Source organism: Nonomuraea sp. LPB2021202275-12-8 (genome assembly GCF_037044575.1).
Lineage (GTDB): Bacteria > Actinomycetota > Actinomycetes > Streptosporangiales > Streptosporangiaceae > Nonomuraea.
This window is the reverse complement of the sequence record NZ_JBAHWD010000011.1, coordinates 99261-124491: the sequence shown is the minus strand read 5'-3', so window position 1 is coordinate 124491 and position 25231 is coordinate 99261. Positions and strand designations below refer to the sequence as shown.

The following is a 25231-nucleotide window of genomic DNA, read 5'->3' as shown; positions in this document are numbered from 1 at the left end:
GCACAAGGTGGACGAGGCGGCCGACGACAAGAAGGCCACCAAGAAGATCAAGCTGCAGATCAAGCGGCTGGAGAAGGTCGAGACCACCATTCTCCGCGAAGGCGGCTGAGGCGCGAACCCATTGGCCGGTCAGGCAGCGCCCTGACCGGCCTTCCCATGTCCCCGCCTGATCAGAGAGGTCACCCGTGCGCCTGCCACGCATCAAGCGCGTACACCAGCCCATCGCCCTGCCCGGGGACCGCATCGTCATCGGCCTCATGCAGCAGGGGATCTCCTCCGAGATCCAGGACGGTGAGGACGGGGAGATCGCCCGCCTGATCGTCCTCATGGACGGCACCCGAACGGTCGACCAGGTCTGCGCCGCCTTCGCCGAGACGCATCCGGACGCCGACGCCGACGACGTGCGCGAGGTCATCGAGGACCTGATCGGCAACGGCTTCGTCGAGGACGCGGGCGCGCCGCTGCCCGGCAACCTCACCGCCCGCGAAGCCACCCGCTACGAGCCGGCCACGAACTTCTTCTCCTGGATCGACCCCACCCCGCGCAGCTCGCCGTACGAGATCCAGTCGCAGATCAAGGCCGGCCGCGTGAGCCTGCTCGGCATCGGCGGCACGGGCTCCGCGGTGGCGGCCGGTCTGGTCTCCAGCGGCATCGGGGCCCTGCACCTGGCCGACTTCGACCACGTCGAGGAGCCGAACCTCACCCGCCAGCTCCTGTACGCGGAGCCGGACGTCGGACGCCCGAAGGTCGACGCCGCCGTGGACCGGCTGCGCCGGATGAACAGCCTGGTGGAGGTGACGGGCAGCACCGTCAAGGCGGGCGGCGCCGACGACATCGCCGCCCTGATGGAGGGCCGCGATCTGTTCGTGCTCTGCGCGGACGAGCCGCATCCGGACATCATGTTCTGGACGAACGAGGCGGCGCTGCGCACCGGCACGCCCTGGTTCGTCAGCTTCTACACCGGGCCGATGGCCGTCGTCGGCTCGCTCGTCCCCGGCGAGACGGGATGCTGGGCCTGCCTGCGCAGGCAGGAGGACCAGCGCGAGCTCAACGCCCACGGCCGCCCGCTCACCGAGGACCGCCCGAACGCGGTGGTGGCCGCCAGCGCCAACATCAGCGGGCACCTGTGCGCGCTGGAGGTCCTCTACCACCTCGGCGGCCTGCCGGCCCAGGCGCGCGGCCGGATCCTGCACTGGAACTACGGCATGTGGGATCACTCCTACTTCATCGACATCCCGCGCTATGACGACTGCCCTGTCTGCGGACCCGGCGCGAGGTGAACGCCGCGCCGGTCACCGCGGGCAGCCGCGTCGGCCTCCATCCGCTGATCAGCCGCCCGGACGACGACGACCCGGACGTCGTGGTCGTCGGCCGAGCCGAGATCGGCGAGTTCGTGGAGCTGCCGGCCGTCTACGGCGAGGCCATCCGCCTGCTGGACGAGGGACTGTCGGTCAGTGACACCGAGGCGCGGATCGCCGCCGAGCAGGACGCCGAGATCGACGCCGCCGAGCTCGTGGAGGCGCTCACCGACCTCGGGTTCGTCCGCGACGTCGACGGGCGGGCCCTGCCCGACCCGGCGGTGGACGCCCCGCCCAGCCACTTCCGCACCCTGACCCAGCGGCACGTGGCGTGGCTGTTCAGCGCGCCGCTGAAGCTGGCCTGGACGCTGGTGGTGGGCGCGGCCCTCGTCACGCTCGCCCTGCGGCTCGACCTGCTGCCGCACTACGAGGACTTCTTCTGGAGCGACTACGTCGGGCTGACCGTGCTGGTCAACACCGTCATGATGTCGGCCGCCATCAGCGTGCACGAGCTGATGCACCTGACCGCGGCCCGGTCCCTGGGCGTGCCGGGGCGGATCGGCTTCGGCACCCGGCTGCACAACCTGGTGGTGCAGACCGACGTCACCGCGGTGTGGGGGGTGCCCAGGCGGTCACGCTACCGGGTGTATCTGGCCGGGATGGCGTGGGACGTGCTGCTGATGGCGTCCCTGACGCTGCTCGTCGCGTACGCCCCCCTGCCTGATCTGGCCAGGGCCCTGATGCAGGCGCTCGTCGTGACCGTGCTCATGACCATCCCGTTCCAGCTCCAGGTCTACATGCGCACCGACCTCTACTACGTGCTGCGCGACCTGCTGCGGACCCGCAACCTCTTCGACGACGGCCTCGCCTACGCCAGGTACCTGCTCGACGGCGCCCTCGCCCGGCTGCGCCGCCGCCCGGCCCCCGCCGCCGATCCCACGGACGACCTCGCCCCGCACGAGCGGCGGGCGACCCGGATCTACTCCGTCTTCCTCGTGGGCGGAGCCACGATCAGCCTGACGTTCCTGCTCCTCTACGGCGCGCCGATCGCGATCTCGGCGGCGGTGCGCGCGGTGCGGGGAGTGGTCGGCGGCTTCGCCGGCGGGCCGGTGCTCACGGCGGTGGACTCCGGCGTCTTCCTGCTCATCGAAGGCGGAATCCAGGTCCTCTTCCTGGTGACGTTCGTCCGCGGTCACCGGCACTGGTTCCGCCGCCGCGCCGGGTAGCCGTCACACGCCCGCTCACACGCCGGTGCCCCATGTTCGGGAAGGAGCGCGCGGGGGCTGTTCGGGGGGCCTCGTCGCGGCGACAATCGCAGCGGGGGTGGGCTCATGTTGACGATCCGATTACTCGGGCCTCCGGCCATCGAACGGGACGGCAGGCCGTTGCGCCCGCCGCGCGGGCGCAAGGCCTGGGCGCTGCTCGGCTACCTGCTGCTGGCGGAGCGGCCGCCCGGCCGCAAGCACCTGGCCGAGCTGCTGTTCGCCGATGCGGACGACCCGCTGGGGGCGCTGCGGTGGACGCTCGCCGAGCTGCGCCGCGTGCTCGGCGTGCCGGGGGTGCTCGGCGGGGATCCCGTCGTCACGGTGCTGGGCGGCGACGTGGTGGTGGACGCGCTCCTGGTCACCCAGGACTCCGCCGACCCGGCCCCGCTCCTGGAGGCCGGGGGCGAGCTGCTCGAAGGGATCCACCTGTCGTCCAGCCTGGGGTTCGAGTCGTGGCTGCTGGTGGCGCGGCACCGGATCTCGGCCAGGGTGGAGGCCCGGCTGCGCCAGGCGGCCGTCGCGCTGCTGGCCGCCGGGCAGGCGGCGGACGCGGTCGCGTACGCCTCGCAGGCCGTGGCGCGCAACCCGCTGGAGGAAGGCAACCACGAGCTGCTGATCCGCAGCCTCGCCGTAGCGGGGAACCGGATGGCGGCCAGGCGGCAGGCCGCGGTCTGCGAGGATCTGCTGCGCCGCGAGCTCGGCGTCGAAACCTCCCCGGCGCTGCGGGAGGCGGCGACCGCCGGCTCCGCGACGGCGCTCCCGCTCAGCGGGCGGCCGGCCGCGGCGAGCCAACTCGAAGCCGGCCGCGCGGCGATCGTCGCCGGCGCCGTCGACGCCGGCCTGCAGTGCCTGCGCAGGGCCGTGGCCGAGGCCGCGCGCTGCGAAGACGCCGCGCTGCAGGGCCGGGCGCTGGTCTGCCTGGGCGGCGCGCTCGTGCACGCGGTCCGGGGCCGCGACGAGGAGGGTGCCATCGTCCTGCACCAGGCGATCGTGGTGGCCACCAGGGCGGGCGAGCGCGCCACCGCCGTGACCGCCCACCGCGAGCTCGGATTCGTCGAGGTGCAGGCGGGCCGTCGAAAGACCGCCGCCAGGTGGCTCGCGCAGGCCACCGCACTGGCCGAGACCGACGAGGAACTCGCCGCCGTCCTCGGGGTGCGGGGCATGAACGCCTCCGACGCCGGCGACTACCCGGCCGCGTTCGCCTACATCGAGGAGTCCGTGGAGCGGGCCGGCCGCTGCGCCGACCACCGGCAGCAGGCGTGGTCGCTGTCGATCCTGGCGCGCGCGCACCTGCTGCGCGGCGAGCGCAGCCAGGCCGCCGCCGCGCTGGAACGCTGCCTGGAGCTCGTGCACCAGCAGCGGTGGATGGCGTTCCTGCCCTGGCCGCAGACCCTGCGGGCCGAGCTCCACCTGGCCGGCGGCGACGCCGACGGCGCGGCCGACGCCTTCGAGCAGGCCTGGGTGCAGGCCTGCCAGCTCAACGACCCGTGCTGGGAGGGCATGGCCGGGCGCGGGCTCGGCCTGCTCTACGCCGGGCGGGGCGATCACGACTCCGCGGCGAAGTGGTTCGACGAGGCGGCGCGGCGCGGCAACCGGGTGCCCGACCGCTATCAGTGGATTCGCGGGTACGTGCTGGACGCCGCCATCTCGACCGCGCTCGACCACGGAGACGAGGAGCGGGCCAGATCCCTGGTGACGACCCTGTCGGCGCTGGCGGCGCGCTGCGACATGGGCGAACTCGTCGTCCGCGCCCACCTGCACCGGTGGCGCCTGGGGGAGGAGACGGCGCTCGCCTCGGCCCGCCTGCTCGGCGCGGACATCGACAACCCGGCACTTACCCGGCTGCTCGACGAATCCGGACCTGCGAGGCGACCCCTGTGACGACCCACCGGCCCGAGGCGGGATTTCTCGGCACTCCCCGACACACCCCCGAGGTGCAGCGGCTCTTCGACGACGACCTCGCCGACACCGGTTACGTCACCAACGCCGCGCGGGTGTGGGCCTACCAGCCGGCCACCCACGACGCGCTCTTCGAGCTGCTGCACGAGACCGGCATGGCCCGCGGGCTGGACGAGCGCCGGCGCGGCACCCTCATCGCCGCCTGCGCGTCCGTCCTCGGCGACGCCTACTGCTCCCTCGCCTGGGGCGGCAAGCTCGCGGGTGCGAGCGACCCGCGTACGGCCGCCGGGGTGCTCAAGGGGGACGACGGGGGACTGACCGGCGCGGAGCGGGCGATGACGGCCTGGGCGCGCAAGGTCGCGCGCGCCCCCAGCGCGACCACCGGCCGTCCCATGGAGGACTGAGCTCACACGTCCTTCAGGAAGCGGGTGACCGCCTCGGCGAACCCCTCCGGGTCGCCCGCCTGGACGAAGTGGTCGGTGTCCAGCTCGGCCAGCCGGGTGCCGGGGCGGCGGCGGAGCATGTCCGCGGCCTGGCCGGCGGGGATGACGCCCTTCGTGCCGCGGATCAGCAGGGCCGGGCACGAGCTCGCCGTCCAGTCGGCCCAGTGGTTGCCGTGGACCAGCTCCTCGGAGTCCACCATGTCCTGCGGGAAGAACGGCAGCCGCCAGCTCCCGTCCGGATCCCGGCGCAGGCCGGCGGCGAAGAACGGCGCCGCCGGGCCGAGGGCCTCGACCAGGGCCTCGCGGGTGGGCGCCCGGTAGGGCAGGCCCAGCACGAACGCGAGCGGGTTCGGGCCGTGCAGGCCCAGCTCCGCGGCGCCTTCGACGTTGATCAGGGCGCTGACCCGCTCGGGATGGCGGGCGGCGAACTGGTAGGCGTTGATCGCGCCCAGCGAGTGCCCGAGCAGCGCGACCCGCTCCAGGCCCAGGTGGTCGAGCAGGGCGAGCAGGTCGGCGAGGTAGCCCTCCCGGCTGTAGTCGGCGGCCCGGTCGGAGTCGCCGTGGCCACGCTGGTCGGGGGCGATCAGCCGCCGGCCGGGGCGCAGCCGCTCCGCCAGGCCCGCGAAGGACGCCCCCTCGGACATGTGGCCGTGCAGGGCGACCAGGGGATCGCCGTCGCCGCCGAAGTCGGTGTAGGCCAGGCGTCGGCCGTCGATGGTCATGGTGCTCATGCGGATCTCCCTGTTCGGTGTCATCCTGACCGTACAGAGATTTGGGCGATCGCGCAATGCGATCGCTTGAGGCGATCGATCAAACCCTCGTGGCCGAGGCCGGTTGTGGGCATCATGGAGACAGGCCGACCCCGGAAGGGCCATCGCATGCCACCTTTAGGCTTCGCCCTGTCGTGCTCCCTCCTGCCGTTCGGATTCGGGTTCTCCGTCCTGCTGGTGCTGCTGCTGGAGTGGCTGGCGCCGCACGTCATCCCCTTCGACCTCAGCACTTTCTGGGCCGTCGAGCAGCCGCTCTGGACCGCCTTCAGCGGATCGTTCCTGCTGGCCTGGCCCGCTATGGCGGGCGGGCTGCTGCTAACGCTGGTCAGCCTGCCGCGCATCCGTCACGTGCAGCGGCAGCTCGCGTGGCAGGGCTCGGCGGACGGACAGGTGATCAAACTGGGGCCGGTCCGCCTCGTGCTCCAGAGCGCGCTGGAGGAGATCCTCTTCCGGTGGCTGCTGTTCTACGCCGCGATCGCCGGAGCCGTGTTCGTGGACTTCCTGGTGCTGGGCTTCGCCGACCTGCACCCGGTCCGGTGGATCTTCACCGAGGTGTTCATCCCGGTCGCCGACTTCGCCACGGCGGGCCACCTGCACCAGGTGCTGACCGAGCATCCGTGGACGGTGGCCGCCGCCATGCTCACCAGCAACGGCAGGTTCCGCAACACCCACGGCTACCAGGGGATCCTCGGGTGGATCTGGTCCTGGTACATGGGCATGTTCCTGTTCCTGGTCATGTTCGAGTACGGCCTGGTGGCGGCGATGGCCATCCACATCGCCCACAACCTGGTCACCCTCGGCGTGCATCTGGTGATCGTCGGCACGCTGCCCCGCATGGTGATCCGCGGCTGACCCGGCGGCACGACGCCCCGCGACGGAAGGCCGTCGCGGGGCGTCGTCATCTCCTCCGTCACCGTGTCCGTGAGCAGGAGGACGGGCACGTCATGTTCAGCGTGCGGCGAAGTTCTGCGTCCAGTAGATCTGGCCCTTGCTGTTCTTGGCCGCGCCGACACCGATCAGGTTGTACTTGCAGTTCATGATGTTGGCCTTGTGGCCCGAGCTGTTCATCCACGCGCTGACCACGGACGCGGGGGTCTGCTGGCCCATGGCGATGTTCTCGGCCCAGCCCGAACCGCCGGTGAAGCCCGCTCCTCGGATGCGGTCCATGAACGTACGGCCGTCCTTGGAGGTGTGGCTGAAGTAGTTCTGGGTGGCCATGTCCGAGGAGTGGCCGAAGGCGGCCTTGCGTAGCTGCGCGTCGTGCTTGAGCGGCTGGCAGCCGCCCTTCGCGCGCTCGGCGTTGGTCAGCCGTACGACCTCGTTCTCCTCGGCGGATCCGACCGTGCCCGCCGGCGGGGTGGTGGTGGTCGGGGTGGCCGACGGCTTGGGGGGCGCCGTCGTGGTGGGCGACGGGCTCGGCGTGGCCGTGGCCGTGGGGCTCGGCGTCGCGGTGGGGGAGCAGGACAGCCTGACCGGCCGGGACTTGCCGGTGTTGCCGCGGTAGTCCGTGGCGACCGTGTAGTACACGCCCGGCGCGCACGGCAGGGCGATGGTGACGCGCGCGTTGCGGGACTTCTTGGCACCGCTCTTGACGACCGGGTCCGTGCCGGGGACGGCGCGCTTGACGCGGACCCGGACCAGCGTGGCCCGGCCGCAGCCGCGCCGGGTGGCGGACGCCTGGATCTTGCCGGCGGCGTTGACGAGCGGCTTGGCCACGGACACACGGCACACGGCCTGCGGCACCGTCGCGGCGTTGGCCGTGGCGACGGGGGCGGACAGCGCGGCGGCGCTCACGAGGCACGCGAGTACCCCTAGGGGTCTACGCATATGGGGTTCCCTCCAGTTTGCGGTAGACGCTGGATGGAATCCGCATTCTGTCGGGACCGGAACCACTTTGTCATGAAATTTCGGATATTCAGGTAAACCAAAGTGGCCCGAGAGGCGTCTGTACGGCTTCCACACCGCCGACCGGCGCACTCCTCCGCCGGAAGGTACGCACCCGCCCGCCCTTCGGTTCACCGCCCGATTCCCCGCCGCCACCGGCCGTCCAGGCCTCCGCCCTCGCCCCGGCCCGGGCCTGCCCTCCGGGCCTGCGCCTGCGCTCAAGCTCGCGCCCCGCCGAGGCACTCGGAGGCAGCCATGCCGGGAGGGCGTCCGCTTCGCCAGGGCGACGCCGGCCGTCGCACCCCGCTCGGGGCCGGGCGGTGTGGTGGCCGCCGTCCGCGTTCAGGCCAGGCCGAACGGGTCCAGCAGGCCGGCGATGCGCAACTGGTCGTAGACCCGCGGCGTGGGGTCGGTCACGCGGAAGGAGGCCTCCACCTCCCAGGCGGACTTCATCGCGTCCACCAGCACTCCGACGCCGGAGGAGTCCAGGAACGCCACCTCGGCCATCGCGATGCGCACCGCAGTGGGTCGCTGTGCGGCGACGGCGGTGGAGATCGCCTCACGCACCTGGGCCGCGTTGGTGAAGTCGATCTCGCCGCGCAGCACCACCGGAAGTGTGCCGTCCGTCACCGTGCCCACCGACACCAGGTCCATGTCCGTTCCTCCTTCGCTCCGAGCGGGCAGGGTGGCGTGTCCTCACATGGCCCGCTCGGTCACATGCGGCTGAACCGGTTTGTCGCGCGACTCTCCGTCATATCCTCAAAGTCATCTCATATACGGGTTTCTATCATCGGCTTTCCGTGCTGTTACGTTCAGCGACCCTCCTGTTCCCCTCCACGCGCCGCGCGCCCGCCTCGCGGGGAGGCGGGCGCGCGGGGTCAGGTGCTCAGCGGGCCCCGAGCAGATGGTCCATCGCGAGCTGGTCGAGCCGCTCGAAGGCCATGCCGCGGCCGGCCGCCGCGTCGGCGTCGAACTCCTCGTAGGCGGCACGGTCGGCGAGCAGATCGGACAGCGACTCGCCGGCCGCCAGGGTGGGCCGGGCCAGGTCGTCGAGCCGGGCGGCCCTCAGCGCCTCCTGGACCTCGGGATCGGCGCGGAAGGCCGCCGCGCGCTCCTTGAGCACCAGGTAGTTGCGCATGTTGCCGGCGGCCGACGCCCAGACGCCGTCGATGTCCTCGGTGCGCGGCGGCTTGAAGTCGAAGTGCCGCGGGCCCGCGTATCCGGCCGTCTCCAGCAGGTCGACCAGCCAGAACGCGTCTCGCAGGTTGCCGGCGCCGAAGCGCAGGTCCTGGTCGTACTTGACGCCGGTCTGGCCGTTGAGGTCGATGTGGAACAGCTTGCCGTGCCACAGCGCCTGGGCGATGCCGTGGGTGAAGTTGAGCCCGGCCATCTGCTCGTGGCCGGTCTCCGGGTTGACGCCGACGAGCTCGGGGTGCGCCAGCTCCTCGATGAACGCCAGCGCGTGGCCGACGGTCGGCAGCAGGATGTCGCCGCGCGGCTCGTTGGGCTTCGGCTCGACGGCGAAGCGCAGGTCGTAGCCCTGTCCGAGGACGTACTCGCCGAGCAGGTCGAAGGCCTCCTTCATGCGGTCGAGCGCGACGCGCACGTCCTTGGCGGCGCCGGACTCGGCACCCTCGCGGCCGCCCCACGCGACGTACACCTGGGCGCCCAGCTCGACGGCGAGATCGATGTTGCGGATGGTCTTGCGCAGCGCGAAGCGGCGCACGTCGCGGTCGTTGGCCGTGAACGCGCCGTCCTTGAAGACCGGGTGCGTGAAGAGGTTGGTGGTGGCCATCGGCACCGCCATCCCCGCCGCGTCGAGGGCCTGGCGGAAGCGCTTGATGTGGTGCTCCCGCTCGGCCTCCGTCGAGCCGAAGGGGATCAGGTCGTCGTCGTGGAAGGTCACGCCGTACGCGCCCAGCTCGGCGAGCTTGTTGACGCTCTCGACCGGGTCGAGGGCGGGACGGGTGGCGTCACCGAACGGGTCGCGCCCCTGCCAGCCGACGGTCCACAGGCCGAAGGTGAACTTGTGCTCCGGGCGGGGCGTGAGACTGTCTGTCATCGGGACTCCTATTCGTAAGGGCAGAAAACAAATTAATATGCAAAGGCGGCGGAGGGAAGCCCGCCCGAGGATCGCCAGGAGGCAGGTATGTCGGCACAGCGCGTCGTCATCGGCATCGACAGCTCCACACAGTCGGCCAAAGCGGTCGCCGTGGACGTGGACAGCGGTGCCGTCGTGGGCGAAGGGCGTGCCCCCCACGCCGTGACCTCCGGCGCCGGCCGGGAGAGCGATCCCGTGCAGTGGTGGCAGGCGCTGTGCGCGGCCGTCGAGGGGACCGGGCACGCCGCGAGCGCCGCCGCCGTCTCCGTCGGAGGCCAGCAGCACGGGCTGGTGACGCTGGACGCCGCCGGCGCGCCGGTGCGCCCCGCGCTGCTCTGGAACGACGTCCGCTCCGCCGGGCAGGCCGCGAGCCTGGCCGGCGAGTACGGCGCGGACGTGCTGGCCGAGCGCACCGGCAGCGTGCCGACGGCGGCGTTCACCATCTCCAAGTGGCTGTGGCTGTGCGAGAACGAGCCCGACCGGGCCGCTCGGGTCGCGGCGGTGCGGCTGCCGCACGACTACCTCACCGAGCGGCTCACCGGGGAGGCCGTCACCGACCGGGGCGACGCCTCCGGCACCGGCTGGTGGACGCCGCAGGGGTACGACACCGAGCTGCTCCGCGGCGTCGGGCTGGATCCGGCCGTGCTGCCCCGGGTCGTCTCCGGGCTCGCGGGCACCGTGCGGGCGGGCGGCCCGCTGGCCGAAGGCACCCCGGTCGCCGCAGGGACCGGCGACAACATGGCCGCGGCGCTCGGCCTCGGCCTGGAGCCGGGGACACCCGTGCTCAGCCTCGGCACCTCGGGCACCGTCTACGCCGTGACCCGGGGGCGTCCGCAGGATCCGACCGGGACGGTCGCCGGCTTCGCCGACGCCCTCGGCAACTGGCTGCCCCTCGCCTGCACGCTCAACTGCACCCAGGCCATCGACAAGATCGCCGAGCTGCTGGGCCGTGACCGGGAGGCCGTCGAGCCCGGAGGCACCGCCGTCGTGCTGCCCTACCTCGACGGCGAGCGCACCCCCAACCTGCCGCACGCCGCCGGGCTGCTGTACGGCCTGCGCCACGACACCACCGCCGGCCAGGTGCTCCAGGCGGCCTACGACGGCGCCGCGCACTCGCTGCTGGCGGCGCTGGACGACGTGCTGAGGGCGGGCGGCGAGCAGCCGGATCCCGGCGTGCCGCTGCTGCTCATCGGCGGCGGCGCGCGGGGCACCGCCTGGCGCGAGACGATCCGCAGGCTGTCGGGGCGGCCGGTGCTGGTGCCGGCGGCGGCCGAGCTGGTCGCGCTGGGGGCGGCGGCACAGGCGGCGGCGCTGCTCACCGGGGAGGCGCCGGACGAGGTGTCCCGGCGCTGGGGGACCGCGCGCGGGGAGTTGCTGGAGCCGCTGCCCCGGGACACCGAGTCGGCCGAGCGGATCGCCGCTACGCTGCCCCGGGCCGGGCAGCTCTTCACCGCGCCTTGACCGACGGAAGGGACGAGCATGCGTGACACCACCGGGGCCGGGGGCACCGGACCCGCGTGCGACCAGGATCGTTCAACAATCCTGCGCGGAAGCTCGGGCCAGGAGGGCGCGCGCGGCAGGCCCGCCTCGCAGCAGGGGATGCGACAGCACAACCTCGCCTTGGTGATGGGCACGGTGGCGGCCGACGGGCCGGTGTCCAGGGCCGCCGTCGCCGGGCGGACCGGGCTGACCAGGGCCGCCGTCTCCAGCCTGGTGGACGAGCTGCTCGCCGGAGGGCTCCTGACCGAGCTGGGGCCCGCCTCGAACGGCCGGGTCGGACGGCCGGGCAGCGCGCTGGCGGTCAGCGAGCGCGGCCCGGCGGGGCTCGGGCTGGAGGCCGGCGTCGGACACCTCGGCGCCTGCGTCACCGACCTGCGCGGCGAGGTCCGGGTCTGGACGCAGGTGGAGAGCGCCAACGCGGCGCTCGCCCCGGCCGAGGTGCTGGCACGCCTGTCGGCCCTGGCCGACGACGCCACCCGCCAGGCCGCGGAGCTCGGGCTACGGCCGGTGGCGGCGGTCGTGGCGGTGCCCGGCCTGGTCGGCGACGTGCCCGGCACCGTGGACCACGCGCCGAACCTGGGCTGGCACGACGTTCCCGTCGCGTCGCTGTGGCCGGGCGAGCTGCCGCTGCGGGTCGAGAACGAGGCCAACCTCGGCGCCCTCGCCGAGCTGTGGGCGCACCCGGTGGCCGCCGACTTCGTGCACGTGTCGGCGGAGAGCGGCATCGGCGCCGCCCTCGTCGTCGGCGGGCGGCTGTTCAGCGGCGCGCGCGGCCTGGCGGGAGAGCTCGGGCACATGCCCGTCCACCCGGAGGGCTCACCGTGTTCCTGCGGCGCCCGCGGCTGCCTGGAGCAGTACGCGGGCAAGGCGGCGGTGCTGAGGACGGCGGGCGTGACCGGCGTGGGCGGCGACGTCATCGAGGCACTCGCCGCCCGCGCCGGTCAGGGCGACGCCAGGGTGCTGGAGGCGCTGGAGCAGGCGGGCACGGCCCTCGGGACGGCGCTGGCCGGGGCGGTGAACCTGCTGGACCCGGCGGCCGTGGTGCTGGGCGGCGCCTACGCCGAGCTCGGCGCGTGGCTGCTGCCGTCGATGCGGCGCGAGCTGGCCGCGCGGGTCACCGTGCGCTCATGGGACCCGGACGCGCTCACCGTCTCCCAGCTCGGCAGGCGCGGGCCGTTGCTGGGCGCGGCGCTGGCCACGGTGCGGACGATCCTGGAGGACCCTGCCGCGCTCTGGTCCTGATCGCGCCCGCTTACCGGCCGAGGGTGCTCTCCCTGGCGATCAGCTCGTGGGAGGCGCACACCTCCTGCGGGGCGCGTTCCGGGACGGCGGCCGACAGCCGCTCGGCGAGCAGGTCGACCGCCGTCTGCGCGATGCCCTGCCGGTCGGGGGCGATGGTCGACAGCGACGGGGTGGAGAACCTGCCGTCCTCGATGTCGTCGAACCCGAACAGCGCGATGTCGTCGGGCACCCGCACGCCGCGCGACAGCAGCGTGCGCAGCGCGCCGAGGGCGAGGGTGTCGTTGAAGCAGAACACCGCGTCGGGCGACGCCCCGGAGTCGAGCAGGGCGGCCATGGCGCGGGCCCCGTCGGCCCGGTGGAACGCCTCGACGTGGGAGACGAGCGTCGGGTCCTCCGCCAGCCCGGCGCCGGCGAGCGCCTTGCGGTAGCCGCGCAACCGCAGCCGGGCGGTCGCGCCCGAGGCGGCGCGCCGCGCGCCGATCGCCGCGATGCGGCGCCGGCCCAGCGCGGCGAGGTGGGCGGTGCCCTGCAGTGCCGCGCTCACGTTGTCGATGCCGACATGGTCGTACGGCGTGCGCTCGCGCCCTATCCGCTCGCCGAGCAGGACCAGCGGCGTGCGGTCGTCGCGCGCGGCCAGGTCGGCGGCGGTGAGCGCGAGCGGGCTGAAGAGCAGGCCGTCGATGAGGTGGGCGCGAATGCCCGCCACGACCAGCCGCTCCTTGGCCCGCTCGCCCTGGGTCTGGTCGATCAGGACGGTCCAGCCGTGCCGGTCGGCGGCGGTGATCACATTGGTGGCCAGCTCGGCGAAGTAGGGGATGTCGAGGTCGGGCACGGCCAGCGCGATTACGCCGGAGCGTCCCTGGCGCAGGTTGCGGGCCGTCAGGTTGGGCCGGTAGTTGAGCTCGGCGATCGCCTGCTCCACGCGGGTGCGGGTCTCCTGCTTGACGAACTGGTAGCCGTTCACGACGTTGGAGACGGTCTTGATCGACACTCCGGCGAGTTCGGCGACGTCTTTCAGTCGTGGCTGCACACGGGCACTATACAGCTGGGTTTCCAACGATGTAACGCTTGGGTCTCTCGCTGTTTACAACGTTGGATGCATCGATGTAGAAATGCGGTCACCTCACCACCGCTGGGAAGTGATCGTGATGACCGAGACATCCAGCCACACCCTCACCCGCCGGGGGCTGCTCAGCCTCGGCGCCGGGACGGGTGGCGCCCTGCTCCTCGCGGCCTGCGGCGGAGGCGGCGGACCCGCCGCCGGCCCGCGCCAGGCCACTTCCGGGCGGTGTTCTTCGTGCCGTTCGTGCTCGGTGTCGCGGTGATCGGGGTGATGTGGCGCATCCTGCTCGACCCCAACCTCGGCTTCGTCAACCACCTGTTCGGACTGGACATCCCGTGGACGACGGACCTGCCGTGGGCGTGGGTGTCGCTGGTCGGCATCACCGTGTGGTGGACGCTCGGCTTCAACGCCGTCATCTACCTGGCCGGGCTCCAGGACATCCCGCGCGAGCTGTACGACGCGGCGGCGGTCGACGGGGCGGGGCGCCTGCAGCGCTTCGCGCACGTCACGTTGCCGGGACTGCGGCCGGTGGCGGTGTTCGTCACCACCACGACCATCCTGGCGTCGGCCAACATGTTCGGCCAGTCGCTGCTGGTCACCCAGGGCGCGCCGGGAGTCGAGACGCGCACCGCGATCATGTACATCGCCCAGGAGGGGCTGGTCGACTACCGCATGGGCAGCGCCGCGGCCATGAGCTACGTGCTCACCCTCGTGCTCATCGTCGTCAGCGTGATCAACTTCCGCATTTTCAGGAGCAGGTCATGAAGACTCTGCGCGCCTCGGCCTGGTACCTCATGCTCACCGGCTTCGCGATGATCGTCGTCCTGCCGCTGCTGTGGATGCTGCTCACCGCGTTCAAGACCAACACCGAGGCGACCCGGATCCCGCCGACGTTCGTGCCGGAGGAGTTCACCACCGGCGCATTCGAGACCCTGGTCAAGGGCACCAGCGAGACGCCGGTGCTGCGCTGGTTCGTCAACAGCATGCTGGCCGCCACCGGCCACACGCTGCTGGTCCTCGTCGTCGCCTCGACCGCCGCCTACGCCCTGGCCCGGCTGGAGTTCCGCGGCAGGGCCCCGCTCTTCGCGATCATCGTCGGCACGCTGCTGGTGCCGAGCTTCACGTTCCTCATCCCGAACTTCCTGATCGTCGACCGGCTCGGCTGGCTCGACAGCCTGTGGGCGCTCATCGTGCCCGGCGCGGCCAGCGCGTTCGGGGTGTTCTTCCTGCGCCAGTTCTTCCTCAGCCTGCCCCGCGAGCTGGAGGAGGCCGCCTCCATCGAGGGCGCCGGCCACCTGCAGATCTTCTGGCGGATCGTGCTGCCTCTGTCGCGCCCGGCCCTCGCCACGCTGGCCGTGCTCAGCTTCCTGAGCAACTGGAACGAGTTCATCTGGCCCATCTACGTCCTCTTCAGCCCGGAGCAATTCACCCTGCCGCCGGGGCTGTCCATCCTCCAGGGCGCCTACACCCTGGACTACCCGGTGATCATGGCGGGCGCGGTGCTCGCCAGCGTCCCCGTGCTGATCATCTTCATCGTCGCCCAGCGCTACGTCATCGAGGGCGTGTCACGGTCCGGCCTGAAGGGCTGACCACGTCAAGAGGAGCTGTTTTCGTGAGGACCGCACGGCTGACCCTGGACCGCGACTTCACCATCGCCCCGGTCAGCAGACGCCTGTTCGGCTCGTTCGTGGAGCACATGGGCCGCTGCGTCTACACCGGGATCTTCGAGCCCGGTCACCCCGCCGCGGACGACCGCGGGTTCCGCACCGACGTGCTGGAACTGGCCCGCGAGCTCGGGGTGAGCCTCGTCCGCTACCCCGGCGGCAACTTCGTCTCCGGCTACCGCTGGGAGGACGGTGTGGGCCCGGTCGCCGACCGGCCCACCCGCCTGGACCTGGCCTGGCGGCAGATCGAGAGCAACCGCTTCGGCCTGGACGAGTTCGTCACCTGGACCAGGGCGGCGGGCGTGGAGCCGATGATGGCGGTCAACCTCGGCACGCGCGGCATCCAGGAGGCGTGCGACCTGCTGGAATACGCCAACCACCCCGGCGGCACCCACCTGTCCGACCAGCGCGTCAAGCACGGTGCGGCCGAGCCGTACGGCATCAGGCTGTGGTGCCTCGGCAACGAGATGGACGGGCCCTGGCAGGTGGGCCACAAGACCGCCGACGAGTACGGGCGGCTCGCCCTCGAGACCGCCCGGGCGATGCGGCTCGTCGACCCGGACGTGGAGCTGGTGCTGTGCGGCAGCTCCAACAGCACGATGCCGACCTTCGGCGCGTGGGAGGCGACCGTGCTGGAGCACGCCTACGACGCCGTCGACTACCTGTCGCTGCACGCCTACTACGAGGAGAAGGGCGACCTGCCCGGCTTCCTGGCCAGCGCGGTCGACATGGACCGGTTCATCTCCTCGGTGGTGGCCACCGCTGACCACGTGGCGGCGAAGCTCCGTACCCGCAAGCGGATCGACCTGTCGTTCGACGAGTGGAACGTGTGGAACCAGGCGGACTTCCACGGCCGCGGGCACGAGCCGTTCGAGGAGGCGCCGCAGTTGATCGAGGACACCTACACCGCGGCCGACGCGGTCGTCGTCGGCGACTTCCTGATCACCCTGCTCCGTCACGCCGACCGGGTCACCGTCGCCTGCCAGGCGCAGCTCGCCAACGTCATCGCGCCGATCCGCACCGAGCCGGGCGGCCCCGCCTGGCGGCAGAGCATCTTCCACCCGTTCGCGCTCACCGCCAGGCACGCCGCCGGCGAGGTGCTGCGCGTGGAGCCCTCCGGGCCCGCCCTGGAGACGGCCAGGTACGGCGAGGTGCCGCAGCTGTCGGCCGTCGCCACGCTCGACGGCGACGACGTGACGCTGTTCGCGGTGAACCGGTCGCCGGACGAGCCGCTGGAGCTCGCCGCCGACCTGCGCGGCGTCGAGGTCCGCGGCCTGGTGGAGGCGTGCGCGGTCGCCGAGGACGACCCGCACCGCACGGGCGGCCAGGACGAGGAGGTACGGCCCCGCCCGCTCGACGGGGTCACCGTGGACGGGGGGAAGCTGACCGCGCTGCTTCCCCCGGCCTCCTGGAACATGATCCGATTGACCCGGCGCGCATGATCCGCCGCGCCCTGGCCGGCGCCTGCCTGTGCGCGCTGGCCGCCTGCGGCGCGACCGCCGCCCCGACGCCCGCTGGAGAGAGCGTGACCTTCACCAACCCCGTCCACGACGCCGACTTCCCCGACCCGGGAGTGATCAGGGTGGGTCGGACCTGGTACGCCTACGGCACCAACGGGGCCGGGAAGAACGTGCCCCTGCTCACCTCGCCCGACCTGGTCACCTGGCAGCCCCGTGGCGACGTGCTGCCCGAGCTCGGCTCGTGGGCCGAGCCGGGCAACACCTGGGCGCCCGAGGTGATCCAGCTCGCCGAGGACAGGTTCGCGCTGTACTACACGGCCCGCTCCACCCGGACCGGCCGCCAGTGTGTCGGCGTGGCCATCGCCGCCGCCCCGGAAGGGCCGTTCGCCGACGCTTCGCCGGCCCCGCTGATCTGCCAGGCCGACGAGGGCGGCTCGATCGACGCCAGCCCGTTCCGCGACGCCGACGGCACGCTCTACCTCTACTGGAAGAACGACGGCAACGCCATCGGCCGGACCACCCACCTGTACGGCCGCCGCCTGAGCCCCGACGGCCTGACCCTGACCGGCGAGCCGGTCAAGCTGCTCGCCAACACCGCGGGCTGGCACGGCCACGTGGTGGAGGCGCCCCAGCTCGTCCGCCGCGACGGCCGCTACTACCTGTTCTACTCGGCCAACGCCTTCGACCAGGCCGCCTACGCGGTCGGCTACGCCACCTGCGAGACGCCGCTCGGGCCCTGCCAGGACGCCCCCGAGAACCCGATCCTGTCCACCGGGCCGGGAGCGGCCGGCCCGGGCCACAGCTACCTCGTCACCACCGTCGCCGGCGAGACCTGGCTGCTCTACCACGCCTGGCCGCCGGACGCGATCGGCAGCGTCGAGCCCGGCCGGACACTCTGGCTGGACCGCGTCGACTGGGAGGCGGGCAAGCCGATCGTCCGCGGCCCCACGCACACCCCGCAACGCCGCCCGGCCTGAGGGGTCAGCGGCGGTTCGACCGGGCCAGGAGGATGATCGCGCCGACCGTGATGGCCGCGAGCAGGGCCACGGCGCCGAGCACCCAGGTCAGGTCGCCGTCCTCCACGGCTGGGCTCTCCGCGGCCTGACCCGCCGGGGCGGGCTCGGCCCGAGCCGCCGCGCCGGCGAAGACGACGTCCGAGCAGGAGTAGTAGGTGTCCGGGGTGTCGGAGTTCTGCCAGATGGTGTAGATCAGGTGGCGGCCGGTCCTGCCTGACGGCAGGCGGCTCTCCATGACGTACGACCCGTCGGCCATCGCCGGGTCCGTGACCTTGAGGAAGGGCTTGCGCTCCAGGTCCGACCAGGCCAGCGGCCGGGCCGGGTCGTAGCCGTCCTTCGTGACGTACATCCTGAAGGTGCCCTTGTGGGGGATGGTGCCCCGGTACCTGAAGGTGAAGTCCGCGCCCGGCGTCAGCTCGGTGGCCGGCCAGTCGGCGCGGGGCAGGTCGAGGCCCTTGAACGCGTCGAGGCCGCCGCTGCACAACTTGCCGTCGGGGATCGCCTCGCGGTCCCTGCCCTCGACGTTCGCCACCCGGAGGTCGTCCCATTCGGCGGGCATCGCGGCGGCGGCGCAGGCGGCGGACTCGGACCTGAGCGGGCTCTCGGCCCCGCAGGCCGCCGCCCGGCTGACGGGGTTCTCCAATGCCCCGTGGGCGCCGGCCGCCCCGGTCCAGACGGCCGGCACGAGCAGGCAGCCGAGCACGGCGGCGGCCACGCACACGATCCGGTGTCGCACGGAACCCTCCTCGGCAGGCAACTCCCCGTCCGGGTACAGGTACGAGCCGCACGTCCCGGAAGTTCACCCCGCATGTCCGGGACAGGCGTTGAACAGGGATCCGGCGCGGCTCACCCGCCGCTGAACCGCCTGAGCAGCTTGTCCGCGGTGGCGAACTCCGCCACCACGTCGGCGGCCGTGCGCCGCTCCCGCACGAGGCCCACGGCCTCGCCCGCGTAGATGTAGGCGGTGTCGAAGTCGCCGGCGCGGCGGGCCTCCTCCAGCGAGGCCCCCGCGGCGTCGTCGGCCGCGAGCTCCTCCTCCCGGCCCGCCCACCGGTCGAAGAACGCGTTGCGCAGGGCTCGCCCGCCGTACTCCGGCGGCCAGTCGAGCCGCTGCGCGATGTCGAAGACCCGCCCGTAGGCGGTCTCGGTCTCCCCGGCGGCCAGCAGCCGGGCGGCGGCGGCCTCGGAGACCGTGGCCTCGGCGCAGCCCATGAAGGCCGTACCGGACCAGGCGCCCTCCGCGCCCGCGGCCAGCACGGCGGCCAGCCCTCGAGCGGTCGCGACGCCGCCCGCGGCCAGCACCGGGACGCGCACGGCCGCCAGCACGCTCTGCAGCAGGGGCAGCGTCGCCACGGCGTCGCGTCCGTGACCGCCCGCCTCCGCGCCACGAGCCACCACCACGTCCACCCCGGCCTGCTCGGCGGCGCGCGCCTCGTCGGTCGTGCCCACCTGGGTGGCCACCACGATGCCCGCCTCACGCAACGGCTCGACGTAGCGGTCGTACGGCCCGAAACTCACCGACACCAGGGCGGGCCGGGCGGCGAGGACGGCGTCGAGCTGGCCCGGATTGTCGCCCAGCGCCCACGCCATCAACCCGATCCCGTACGGCCGCCCGCCACCGCTACCGGCGGCCTCACCGCCTGCCGCGATCTCGGCCTGCTGGGTGATCCACCCGGCCGGAGCGGTGGCGGAAACGCCCACCATGCCCAGTGCCCCGGCCGCGGAGACGGCCGCGGCCAGAGCTCCCGCGCCGACCCCCGCCATCGGGGCGCCCACCAGGGGCACGTCGAGGCCGAACCGTGTGGTGAGCCATGTGCGCGTCATCGTCCTGCCTTTCGCCGCCTGGCAGCAGTTTCGCACCCGGGCCAGGCGTGCCGCGCGAGGGGTCGTGCGCAGTCGCGGAACCATGACGCGAGCGGCTCTCCGGCGGCCGCTCCTCGACCGGGACGCGCACGGTGGCGGCGAGGCCTGGACAGCGACTCCGGACCGGACCCCGCGCCCAGGTGATCGCCGCAAGCCGGTGACGAGGGGGGCGGACGGGGACATAATGCGGGCATGCGCCATGTCGACTGGGGAGCGCTGTCCCCACGGTGGGCCGGGATCCGCAGCGAGGAGACCGACGTCCACGGCACCACCGTCCACTACCTGAGGGCCGACGGTTCCGGTGACGGGCCCACCCACCTGCTGATCCACCCGCTCGCGGGCAGCGCCACCATGTGGCTCGACGCCATCGGCCCGCTGGCCGGGCTGGGGCCCGTCATCGCCCCCGATCTGCCCGGGACCCTCTTCGGGCACACCGCCGCACCTCACCCCCGCGCCGCCAGGGCCGAGCCGAACGCGCGCTTCCTGCGGGCGTTCACCGCCCGGCTCGGCCTCGACGGCGTGATCGCCCACGGGTGGTCCATGGGCGCCCTGGTCGCGCTGATGTTCGCCGATCTCGCGCCGGAGCGGGTCGGGCGGCTGGTGCTCGTCACCCCCGCCCTGCCGGGCCCGCTGCCGGAGCGGGAGGCCCTGTGGTGGCGCACCTGGGGAAGGCTGATCCTGTCGGCCGGCGCGCCCCCCGCCCGGGCGGCGCTGCGCCTGACCGGCCGCCCGCTGCTCGACTACAAGCTGAGGATGTACACCGACCAGAGTGTGCGGGCGGGCGGCCGGCTCGTCGGCGGCGACCTGTCCCGGCTGAGTCCGGCCATGAGCGCGCTGCTGGCCGCCGAGCTGCGCGGCGCCCGGCCCGAACGGCTCGGCCACGCCGTCACGGCCCTGGCCTCGCTCATGACGGCCGTGTTCGTCGACCAGAGCCGGGTGCGCGAGATGATCACCAGGCTGGCCGTGCCCACGCTGCTGCTCCTGGGCGGGCAGGACAAGATGATGATCGACGGCGCGATCGACGAGCTCGCCACGCTCCGCCCCGACTGGGACCGGCACGTGTTCGAGGACGCCGGGCACATGCTGCCGCTGGAGCTGCCCGGCGGCTACGCGGAGGTGGTCGGCCGCTGGGCGGAGCGGAAGACGTGACGGCCCTCGCCCAGGGGTGACCTTCCGGGAAGGGAGTGCAGGGTGACACCCGGCGAAGCGGTGCGGCGCACCAGGCACGTGGTGACCGGGGTGGGGGCCGCGTTCGGTCAGGACCCCGGCTACCGCGCCCGTGGCCGGCGTCTGGGACTTTCCCGCTGGCCTTTCTATTTCGGCGGCCGCGCGGGCGTGCTGGGAGACGTCGGCGCCGAGGTCGTCACCGCCGCCTGCGGGTTCTTCGCCCCGGGCCTGGTGGATCAGGCCTGGGAGACGGCCCGCCGCACGACTTCACTGTCCGCCGTCGTGCACGCCGACGTCGAGGAGTGCGTCCGCTGGGCCCGCACCGTCTACGGCGGACTGGCCGGCCTTGAGCGGCTGGCCCACCTGACCGAGCGGGTGGTGCGAGCGGCGGAGCCGACCGGCCGCCCCTTGTTCGCCGCGTGGCGCTCCCACGCCGTCCCGGCCGGCGACCCGGCGGACCGAGTGGCCCTCGCACTGCTACGGCTTCGGGAGCACCGGGGCGGTTCCCATCTGATCGCCGTGCTGGCCTGCGGGCTTTCCCCGTTGACGGCCATCCTGGCCGGGCCCGGCACCGGAAAGGCCGCGGCCAACGGCTGGCGCCCGCCCTGGCCTGCCCTGCCGCCGTCCGCCGAGGCGGCACTGGACAGGGCCGGCCGGCTCACCGACGAGCTCGCCGCCGCACCGTACGCGAGCCTCACCTCGGCCGAACTCGTCGAGCTCACCGGCCTCCTCGATCAGGTCGACAAGGCCTACCAGCTTTCCAAGAGAGTGGACCCGGGCGGCACTGAGAGGTGATGCCGGCGTACTCTCGGGGCCGCGCTGCGCAGGTCCGCCGCGTGGTCGAGTACGGCCTGTACGAGCTGCCCAAGCGATGAATATTCCCCGTCAAGACTGGACAGCAGGTGGCGGCGTTAACTTTCTGCTCCGCGTAAGGATTGCCCAAATCCTCACGGCGTTTCTGCATTTTTCATCATTCGTTCGCTTTGAGCGTCACGATGGCGGAGATCCCCGCTAGCGGAGGGTGGCGTGGTGCCCCCTGGGGCGTGGTAGACTGAAGTCGTGTTGCAGTTTTGGTACCCATGGATTTCGTGTGCGCCTGACGGGATGTAACCCTCGGGCGCATTTGTGTTTTCGCCGGTCATTTCCGGATGGGTCGATTGCGGCGACATGGAGTTCGTGACCTGCGGATTCCGTCTTTTGCGCCTATGAAGGAGATCGACATGGCGACTGGCACCGTGAAGTGGTTCAACAGCGAAAAGGGCTTCGGCTTCATCGAGCAGGACGGCGGCGGCGCCGACGTCTTCGCTCACTACTCCAACATCGCCTCTCAGGGCTACCGCGAGCTGCGGGAAGGCCAGAAGGTCAGCTTCGACGTCACCCAGGGCCAGAAGGGCCCGCAGGCGGAGAACATCGTTCCCGTCTAAGTAGCGTCGCGTAGCACGACCTGGGGCCCGCACCTTCTCGAAGGTGCGGGCCTTCGTGCGTCCAGCTCCTCCAGCAGGTCCACGGCCTGCTCCAGCACCGCCTCGACCGCGATGTCCGCCACCCACGACGGGTCGTGCCCGCACCGCCCGACGGCCGGATCGAGGCCGCTCGCGCCGCACACCGGGCACGCCGCGGTCCAGGAGACCAGTGGCCGGTGCCGGGAGCGGGTGAGCGGACCGGCGTTGACCAGGTTGCCGCACCAGTAGATTCCCACCGTCGCGGTGCCGACGGCCGCGGCCAGATGCCGGGGCCCGGTGTCGTTCGCGATCACCAGGTCACACCGCTGGTACAGGGCGGCCAGCCCGCCGATGCCGAGCGCCCCCACGACCGGGACGGCCGGACGCCGCATCGCCTCGGTGACCTTCGTCACCAGCTTCCGCTCGCCCTCGGTGCCGGTCACCACGATCGGCCGGCCGAGCCGGTCCCCGACCGCCGCGAAGAACTCGGGGGGCCACTGCCGCCGCGGATCCATGGCGCCGGGATGCAGCGCCACCAGCCCAACAGGCAGCTCTCCCAGCGCCGCCACCACCTCGGCGGCGTCGGCCCCGGTCAGCGCGATCCGGGGTTCGAGCCGGCCGGGGACCCCGCCGACCAGTGCCGCGACCTCCAGATAGCGCAGCGTCTCATGCTGGTACGGCACGTACGGCACCCACCGGTCGAGCGGCTCCGCGTCGGGAGCGCGCAGGCCCGCGGTCACCCCCGCACCGAGCCCGCGGACGAACGGGTTGGAGTGCCGCCCGCCGCCGTGGATCTGCACGGCCAGGTCGAACCGGCGCGCCCGCAGCCGCTCGAACAGCTCCCGCGGCGCCCGATGGCCGGGCTCCATGGTGGACACGCCGGTGATCGGCGGCAGCACCACCACCTCGTCCACCGGCCCGGGCCGCCCCGTCAGGAACTCGGCATGCCAGGCCGTGCCGAGCAGCGTCATCGTGGCGCCCGGATGGGCGTCCTTGATCGCCTCCAGGCCCGGCAGGGCCAGCAGGAAGTCGCCCAGGGCGTTCGCCCGCAGCGCCACGATCCGCTCGATCCCGTCCAGCGCCGCGGTCACACCGCCGCTTCCAGCGTGTGATCGTGGCTGCGCGTCAGGCGACCCGCCGGTCAAGGAAGCTCCGGGGGCAGCGACCGGACCCGATCGATGATCGCCGTCGTGGACCGGTCGGAGACGTAGTCCAGCACCATGACCTCGCCGCCCATGGCCCTGACCAGCGGCGCCTCCGGCAGCATGTCCGCGGTGTAGTCGCCGCCCTTGACGTACAGGTCGGGCCGGACCATCCGCAGCAGCCGCTCGGGCGTGTCCTCCTCGAAGCTGGCCACGTAGTCGACGTAGTTCAGCGCCGCCAGCACCGACATGCGGTCCTCACAGGAGTTGATCGGCCGCCCCGGCCCCTTCAGCCGCGCCGTGCTCGCGTCGCTGTTGACCGCCACGACCAGCACGTCCCCGAGTCGCGCGGCCTTCTCCAGGTACGTCACGTGCCCGCGGTGCAGCACGTCGAAGCAGCCGTTGGTGAACACGATCCGCTGCCCGCGCCGCCGGTGCTCGTCCAGCCGCTGCGCCAGCCGGTCGGCGCCCTGCACCAGCCCGTCCGGGCGCCCCTGGGCCTGCCGCAGCGCCCGCAGCAGCTCCTGCCGGGTGCAGGTGGCCGTGCCGGGCCGGCGCACCACCACCCCGGCGGCGGCCTGCGCCGCCTGCGCGGCCTGCTCGGGCGTGGCGCCGCCCGCCAGCCACAGCGCGAAGGCGGCCGTGAAGGTGTCGCCCGCCCCCGTCGCCATGTGGTCCGGCGCGGGCTCGGCATAGGTCCGGTACGGCGCGCGTCCCGGCCGGTGGAGCAGGGTGCCCTCACCGTCGAGCGTGGTCACCACCATGCCGGCGCCGGATCCCTCCAGCAGCGCCGCCGAGCGCTCGGTGAGAAAGCTCACCCGGTCGGCCACGTCGCCGTCCTCGCGCAGGAGCCGCAGCACCTCGCCGTAGTTCGGCAGCACGGCGGCGGGCCCGCACTCCCGCCAGGGCGTGATCGCGTGCGCGTCGACCACCAGCATGGGCACCTCGGCCAGGGCCCGCCGGACGGCCGGCGTACAGACACCGCCCCCGTAGTCGCACGCGATCACCACGTCGGCGCCGGGCAGGGCCCCCTCGATCTCGGCGATGATCCGCTCCTCGGCCGCGCCGGTGACCGGCTCGCGGTCCTCCTCGTCGTAGCGGGCGATGAGCTGCTCGCCGACCATGAGCCGCTGCTTGTGCGGGGTACGCCGGCCCGGCACGGTCACCAGGCGCGCGTCCACGCCGAGCAGGGCGAGCGCCCGGGTGAGCCGGCCGGCGCAGGCGTCGTCCCCGAGCGCGCCGACCAGGCGGACGCGGGCGCCGAGAGCGACGAGGTTGGCCGCCGTGTTGCCGGCGCCGCCCGGAGCCTCGTCGGTGGCCTCGACGCTGACCACGGGCACGGGAGCTTCCTGCGCGATCCGCCTGACCGGCCCCCGCAGCCAGGAGTCGAGCATCACGTCTCCCACGACCACGGCGGCGATGTCCCTGTCCATACCGGGCGACTACCTGGAGAAACGGCTCTCAAACAGAGGGTGGTCACGGTGACGTGCCGCACGGTCCGAATCTCCGGCCATCGGGGCCGGAAACACTTCCCGGCGGTGACGCGCCGGCCGTTCGCATCCGGCGCGAACGGGCAGGGACTGGATGGAGGGGCGAGGCACTTGTCCTCTGCTGAGGAGGTGGCGTGTGATGACCCAGTACGCGGTGCTCATCTACGAGTCCGTGGCGCCGGCGGACCTCCCGCCCGAGGTCCAGCACGCCCACGGGCGGCTGCCGGACCTCATCGCCGAACTCGGCGGCCGCGTCGTCGCGGGACTGGCGATGGAGCAGCCCGAGACCGCCACGACCCTGCGCGGCGACCTGGTGACCGACGGCCCGTTCGTCGAGACCGGTCAGGCGCTGGCAGGGGTCCTGGTGATCGAGGCCCGCGACCACGACCACGCCGTCAGGCTCGCCGAGCTCACCCCGATCGTCAGCGGCGGCGTGGAGGTCCGCCCGCTGATCCGCCTGGAGGTCGCGCTGGCCGGCTGAGGGCCGGTCGGGGGGCGTCGGCGGGGCGGCCATGACCCACC

The 25231-nt window shown here is 72.9% G+C and carries 24 protein-coding genes; 15 read left to right on the top strand and 9 right to left on the bottom strand.

Going from position 1 to position 25231, the window contains the following annotated elements:
• Nucleotides 1–185: 185 nt before the first annotated feature.
• From V5E28_RS21970 to V5E28_RS21955, 4 genes are all read left to right on the top strand, one after another.
• Entirely contained in the window at nt 186–1280 is a 1095-nt protein-coding gene (locus V5E28_RS21970) for a ThiF family adenylyltransferase (RefSeq protein ID WP_336208885.1), read from the top strand.
• Entirely contained in the window at nt 1277–2524 is a 1248-nt protein-coding gene (locus V5E28_RS21965) for a hypothetical protein (RefSeq protein ID WP_336208884.1), read from the top strand. Before V5E28_RS21970 ends, V5E28_RS21965 begins: the two co-directional genes overlap by 4 nt.
• A 105-nt stretch (nt 2525–2629) precedes the next feature.
• Nucleotides 2630–4444 carry an AfsR/SARP family transcriptional regulator gene (locus V5E28_RS21960; protein ID WP_336208883.1) on the top strand — a complete coding sequence of 605 codons (1815 nt, stop codon included), beginning with the start codon at nt 2630–2632 and terminating at the stop codon, nt 4442–4444.
• Nucleotides 4441–4866 (top strand): hypothetical protein, encoded by a 426-nt coding sequence (locus V5E28_RS21955; RefSeq protein ID WP_336208882.1) that lies wholly within the window; start codon nt 4441–4443, stop codon nt 4864–4866. Before V5E28_RS21960 ends, V5E28_RS21955 begins: the two co-directional genes overlap by 4 nt.
• Before the next feature lie 2 nt (nt 4867–4868).
• Here V5E28_RS21955 and V5E28_RS21950 read toward each other — a convergent pair whose 3' ends face one another.
• Nucleotides 4869–5636: an alpha/beta fold hydrolase gene (locus V5E28_RS21950; protein WP_336208881.1), complete on the bottom strand. Its 768-nt coding sequence runs from the start codon at nt 5634–5636 to the stop codon at nt 4869–4871.
• 147 nt (nt 5637–5783) lie between these two features.
• Between V5E28_RS21950 and V5E28_RS21945 the strand changes: the two genes are divergently transcribed.
• Nucleotides 5784–6527, top strand: coding sequence for a hypothetical protein (locus tag V5E28_RS21945; protein WP_336208880.1), 744 nt, complete (start codon nt 5784–5786; stop codon nt 6525–6527).
• Between the two features lie 96 nt (nt 6528–6623).
• On the opposite strand, the gene V5E28_RS21940 is transcribed toward V5E28_RS21945, so the two are convergent.
• The 3 genes from V5E28_RS21940 to xylA form a co-directional block, all read right to left on the bottom strand.
• Nucleotides 6624–7502: a CAP domain-containing protein gene (locus V5E28_RS21940; RefSeq protein ID WP_336208879.1), complete on the bottom strand. Its 879-nt coding sequence runs from the start codon at nt 7500–7502 to the stop codon at nt 6624–6626.
• Nucleotides 7503–7901: 399 nt separating this feature from the next.
• The gene (locus V5E28_RS21935) at nt 7902–8213 is read right to left on the bottom strand and encodes an STAS domain-containing protein (protein WP_336208878.1); all 312 of its coding nucleotides are present in this window, start codon (nt 8211–8213) and stop codon (nt 7902–7904) included.
• Nucleotides 8214–8445: 232 nt separating this feature from the next.
• Complete coding sequence (xylA, locus tag V5E28_RS21930) at nt 8446–9621, bottom strand: xylose isomerase (protein WP_336208877.1); 1176 nt, start codon at nt 9619–9621, stop codon at nt 8446–8448.
• Between the two features lie 87 nt (nt 9622–9708).
• Here xylA and xylB point away from each other — a divergent pair, with 87 nt between their 5' ends.
• Together xylB and V5E28_RS21920 are read left to right on the top strand one after the other, a co-directional pair.
• Nucleotides 9709–11121 carry a xylulokinase gene (xylB, locus tag V5E28_RS21925; RefSeq protein WP_336208876.1) on the top strand — a complete coding sequence of 471 codons (1413 nt, stop codon included), beginning with the start codon at nt 9709–9711 and terminating at the stop codon, nt 11119–11121.
• Nucleotides 11122–11139: 18 nt separating this feature from the next.
• Nucleotides 11140–12402, top strand: coding sequence for an ROK family transcriptional regulator (locus tag V5E28_RS21920; protein ID WP_336208875.1), 1263 nt, complete (start codon nt 11140–11142; stop codon nt 12400–12402).
• A 10-nt stretch (nt 12403–12412) separates the two neighbouring features.
• Here the strand turns inward: V5E28_RS21920 and V5E28_RS21915 are convergent, their stop codons facing one another.
• A complete protein-coding gene (locus V5E28_RS21915) occupies nt 12413–13432 on the bottom strand; it encodes a LacI family DNA-binding transcriptional regulator (protein ID WP_336208874.1) in 1020 nt (339 codons plus the stop codon).
• A 66-nt stretch (nt 13433–13498) separates the two neighbouring features.
• On the opposite strand from V5E28_RS21915, the gene V5E28_RS21910 reads away from it, so the two are divergent.
• Genes V5E28_RS21910 through V5E28_RS21895 form a run of 4 tightly spaced genes read left to right on the top strand, consistent with a single transcriptional unit; the run spans nt 13499 to nt 17566 of the window.
• Complete coding sequence (locus tag V5E28_RS21910; RefSeq protein WP_336208873.1) at nt 13499–14230, top strand: carbohydrate ABC transporter permease; 732 nt, start codon at nt 13499–13501, stop codon at nt 14228–14230.
• Nucleotides 14227–15054: a carbohydrate ABC transporter permease gene (locus V5E28_RS21905; RefSeq protein WP_336208872.1), complete on the top strand. Its 828-nt coding sequence runs from the start codon at nt 14227–14229 to the stop codon at nt 15052–15054. The genes V5E28_RS21910 and V5E28_RS21905 overlap by 4 nt, the downstream gene beginning before the upstream one ends.
• Nucleotides 15055–15077: 23 nt before the next feature.
• Nucleotides 15078–16571, top strand: coding sequence for an arabinosylfuranosidase ArfA (gene arfA / locus V5E28_RS21900; protein ID WP_336208871.1), 1494 nt, complete (start codon nt 15078–15080; stop codon nt 16569–16571).
• On the top strand, nt 16568–17566 hold the full coding sequence (locus V5E28_RS21895) for a glycoside hydrolase family 43 protein (protein ID WP_336208870.1): 999 nt from the start codon (nt 16568–16570) through the stop codon (nt 17564–17566). Before arfA ends, V5E28_RS21895 begins: the two co-directional genes overlap by 4 nt.
• Nucleotides 17567–17570: 4 nt before the next feature.
• Here V5E28_RS21895 and V5E28_RS21890 read toward each other — a convergent pair whose 3' ends face one another.
• Nucleotides 17571–18341, bottom strand: a complete 771-nt coding sequence (locus V5E28_RS21890) for a lytic polysaccharide monooxygenase auxiliary activity family 9 protein (protein ID WP_336208869.1) — start codon at nt 18339–18341, stop codon at nt 17571–17573.
• 110 nt (nt 18342–18451) lie between these two features.
• A complete protein-coding gene (locus V5E28_RS21885; protein ID WP_336208868.1) occupies nt 18452–19429 on the bottom strand; it encodes an NAD(P)H-dependent flavin oxidoreductase in 978 nt (325 codons plus the stop codon).
• Between the two features lie 231 nt (nt 19430–19660).
• On the opposite strand from V5E28_RS21885, the gene V5E28_RS21880 reads away from it, so the two are divergent.
• The 3 genes from V5E28_RS21880 to V5E28_RS21870 all read left to right on the top strand — a co-directional run bounded on the left by V5E28_RS21880 (nt 19661) and on the right by V5E28_RS21870 (nt 22059).
• On the top strand, nt 19661–20617 hold the full coding sequence (locus tag V5E28_RS21880; protein ID WP_336208867.1) for an alpha/beta fold hydrolase: 957 nt from the start codon (nt 19661–19663) through the stop codon (nt 20615–20617).
• A gap of 42 nt (nt 20618–20659) precedes the next feature.
• Complete coding sequence (locus tag V5E28_RS21875; protein ID WP_336208866.1) at nt 20660–21430, top strand: SCO6745 family protein; 771 nt, start codon at nt 20660–20662, stop codon at nt 21428–21430.
• 425 nt (nt 21431–21855) lie between these two features.
• Complete coding sequence (locus V5E28_RS21870; RefSeq protein ID WP_189140445.1) at nt 21856–22059, top strand: cold-shock protein; 204 nt, start codon at nt 21856–21858, stop codon at nt 22057–22059.
• On the opposite strand, the gene V5E28_RS21865 is transcribed toward V5E28_RS21870, so the two are convergent.
• Together V5E28_RS21865 and rfaE2 are read right to left on the bottom strand one after the other, a co-directional pair.
• On the bottom strand, nt 22056–23168 hold the full coding sequence (locus V5E28_RS21865; RefSeq protein ID WP_336208865.1) for a glycosyltransferase family 9 protein: 1113 nt from the start codon (nt 23166–23168) through the stop codon (nt 22056–22058). The two genes, V5E28_RS21870 and V5E28_RS21865, sit on opposite strands and share 4 nt — an antisense overlap.
• A gap of 50 nt (nt 23169–23218) precedes the next feature.
• Complete coding sequence (rfaE2, locus tag V5E28_RS21860; RefSeq protein WP_336208864.1) at nt 23219–24652, bottom strand: D-glycero-beta-D-manno-heptose 1-phosphate adenylyltransferase; 1434 nt, start codon at nt 24650–24652, stop codon at nt 23219–23221.
• A gap of 196 nt (nt 24653–24848) precedes the next feature.
• On the opposite strand from rfaE2, the gene V5E28_RS21855 reads away from it, so the two are divergent.
• Nucleotides 24849–25190 carry a YciI family protein gene (locus V5E28_RS21855; RefSeq protein ID WP_336208863.1) on the top strand — a complete coding sequence of 114 codons (342 nt, stop codon included), beginning with the start codon at nt 24849–24851 and terminating at the stop codon, nt 25188–25190.
• Nucleotides 25191–25231: the final 41 nt, after the last annotated feature.

What these genes read in the sequence shown, in the direction of transcription:
- V5E28_RS21960 (WP_336208883.1), top strand. Translation starts at nt 2,630, where the DNA reads ATGTTGACGATCCGATTACTCGGGCCTCCGGCCATCGAACGGGACGGC.
- V5E28_RS21950 (WP_336208881.1), bottom strand. Translation starts at nt 5,636, where the DNA reads ATGAGCACCATGACCATCGACGGCCGACGCCTGGCCTACACCGACTTC.
- V5E28_RS21945 (WP_336208880.1), top strand. Translation starts at nt 5,784, where the DNA reads ATGCCACCTTTAGGCTTCGCCCTGTCGTGCTCCCTCCTGCCGTTCGGA.
- V5E28_RS21940 (WP_336208879.1), bottom strand. Translation starts at nt 7,502, where the DNA reads ATGCGTAGACCCCTAGGGGTACTCGCGTGCCTCGTGAGCGCCGCCGCG.
- V5E28_RS21935 (WP_336208878.1), bottom strand. Translation starts at nt 8,213, where the DNA reads ATGGACCTGGTGTCGGTGGGCACGGTGACGGACGGCACACTTCCGGTG.
- xylA (WP_336208877.1), bottom strand. Translation starts at nt 9,621, where the DNA reads ATGACAGACAGTCTCACGCCCCGCCCGGAGCACAAGTTCACCTTCGGC.
- xylB (WP_336208876.1), top strand. Translation starts at nt 9,709, where the DNA reads ATGTCGGCACAGCGCGTCGTCATCGGCATCGACAGCTCCACACAGTCG.
- V5E28_RS21920 (WP_336208875.1), top strand. Translation starts at nt 11,140, where the DNA reads ATGCGTGACACCACCGGGGCCGGGGGCACCGGACCCGCGTGCGACCAG.
- V5E28_RS21910 (WP_336208873.1), top strand. Translation starts at nt 13,499, where the DNA reads ATGCATCGATGTAGAAATGCGGTCACCTCACCACCGCTGGGAAGTGAT.
- V5E28_RS21905 (WP_336208872.1), top strand. Translation starts at nt 14,227, where the DNA reads ATGAAGACTCTGCGCGCCTCGGCCTGGTACCTCATGCTCACCGGCTTC.
- V5E28_RS21895 (WP_336208870.1), top strand. Translation starts at nt 16,568, where the DNA reads ATGATCCGCCGCGCCCTGGCCGGCGCCTGCCTGTGCGCGCTGGCCGCC.
- V5E28_RS21885 (WP_336208868.1), bottom strand. Translation starts at nt 19,429, where the DNA reads ATGACGCGCACATGGCTCACCACACGGTTCGGCCTCGACGTGCCCCTG.
- V5E28_RS21880 (WP_336208867.1), top strand. Translation starts at nt 19,661, where the DNA reads ATGCGCCATGTCGACTGGGGAGCGCTGTCCCCACGGTGGGCCGGGATC.
- V5E28_RS21870 (WP_189140445.1), top strand. Translation starts at nt 21,856, where the DNA reads ATGGCGACTGGCACCGTGAAGTGGTTCAACAGCGAAAAGGGCTTCGGC.
- rfaE2 (WP_336208864.1), bottom strand. Translation starts at nt 24,652, where the DNA reads ATGGACAGGGACATCGCCGCCGTGGTCGTGGGAGACGTGATGCTCGAC.
- V5E28_RS21855 (WP_336208863.1), top strand. Translation starts at nt 24,849, where the DNA reads ATGACCCAGTACGCGGTGCTCATCTACGAGTCCGTGGCGCCGGCGGAC.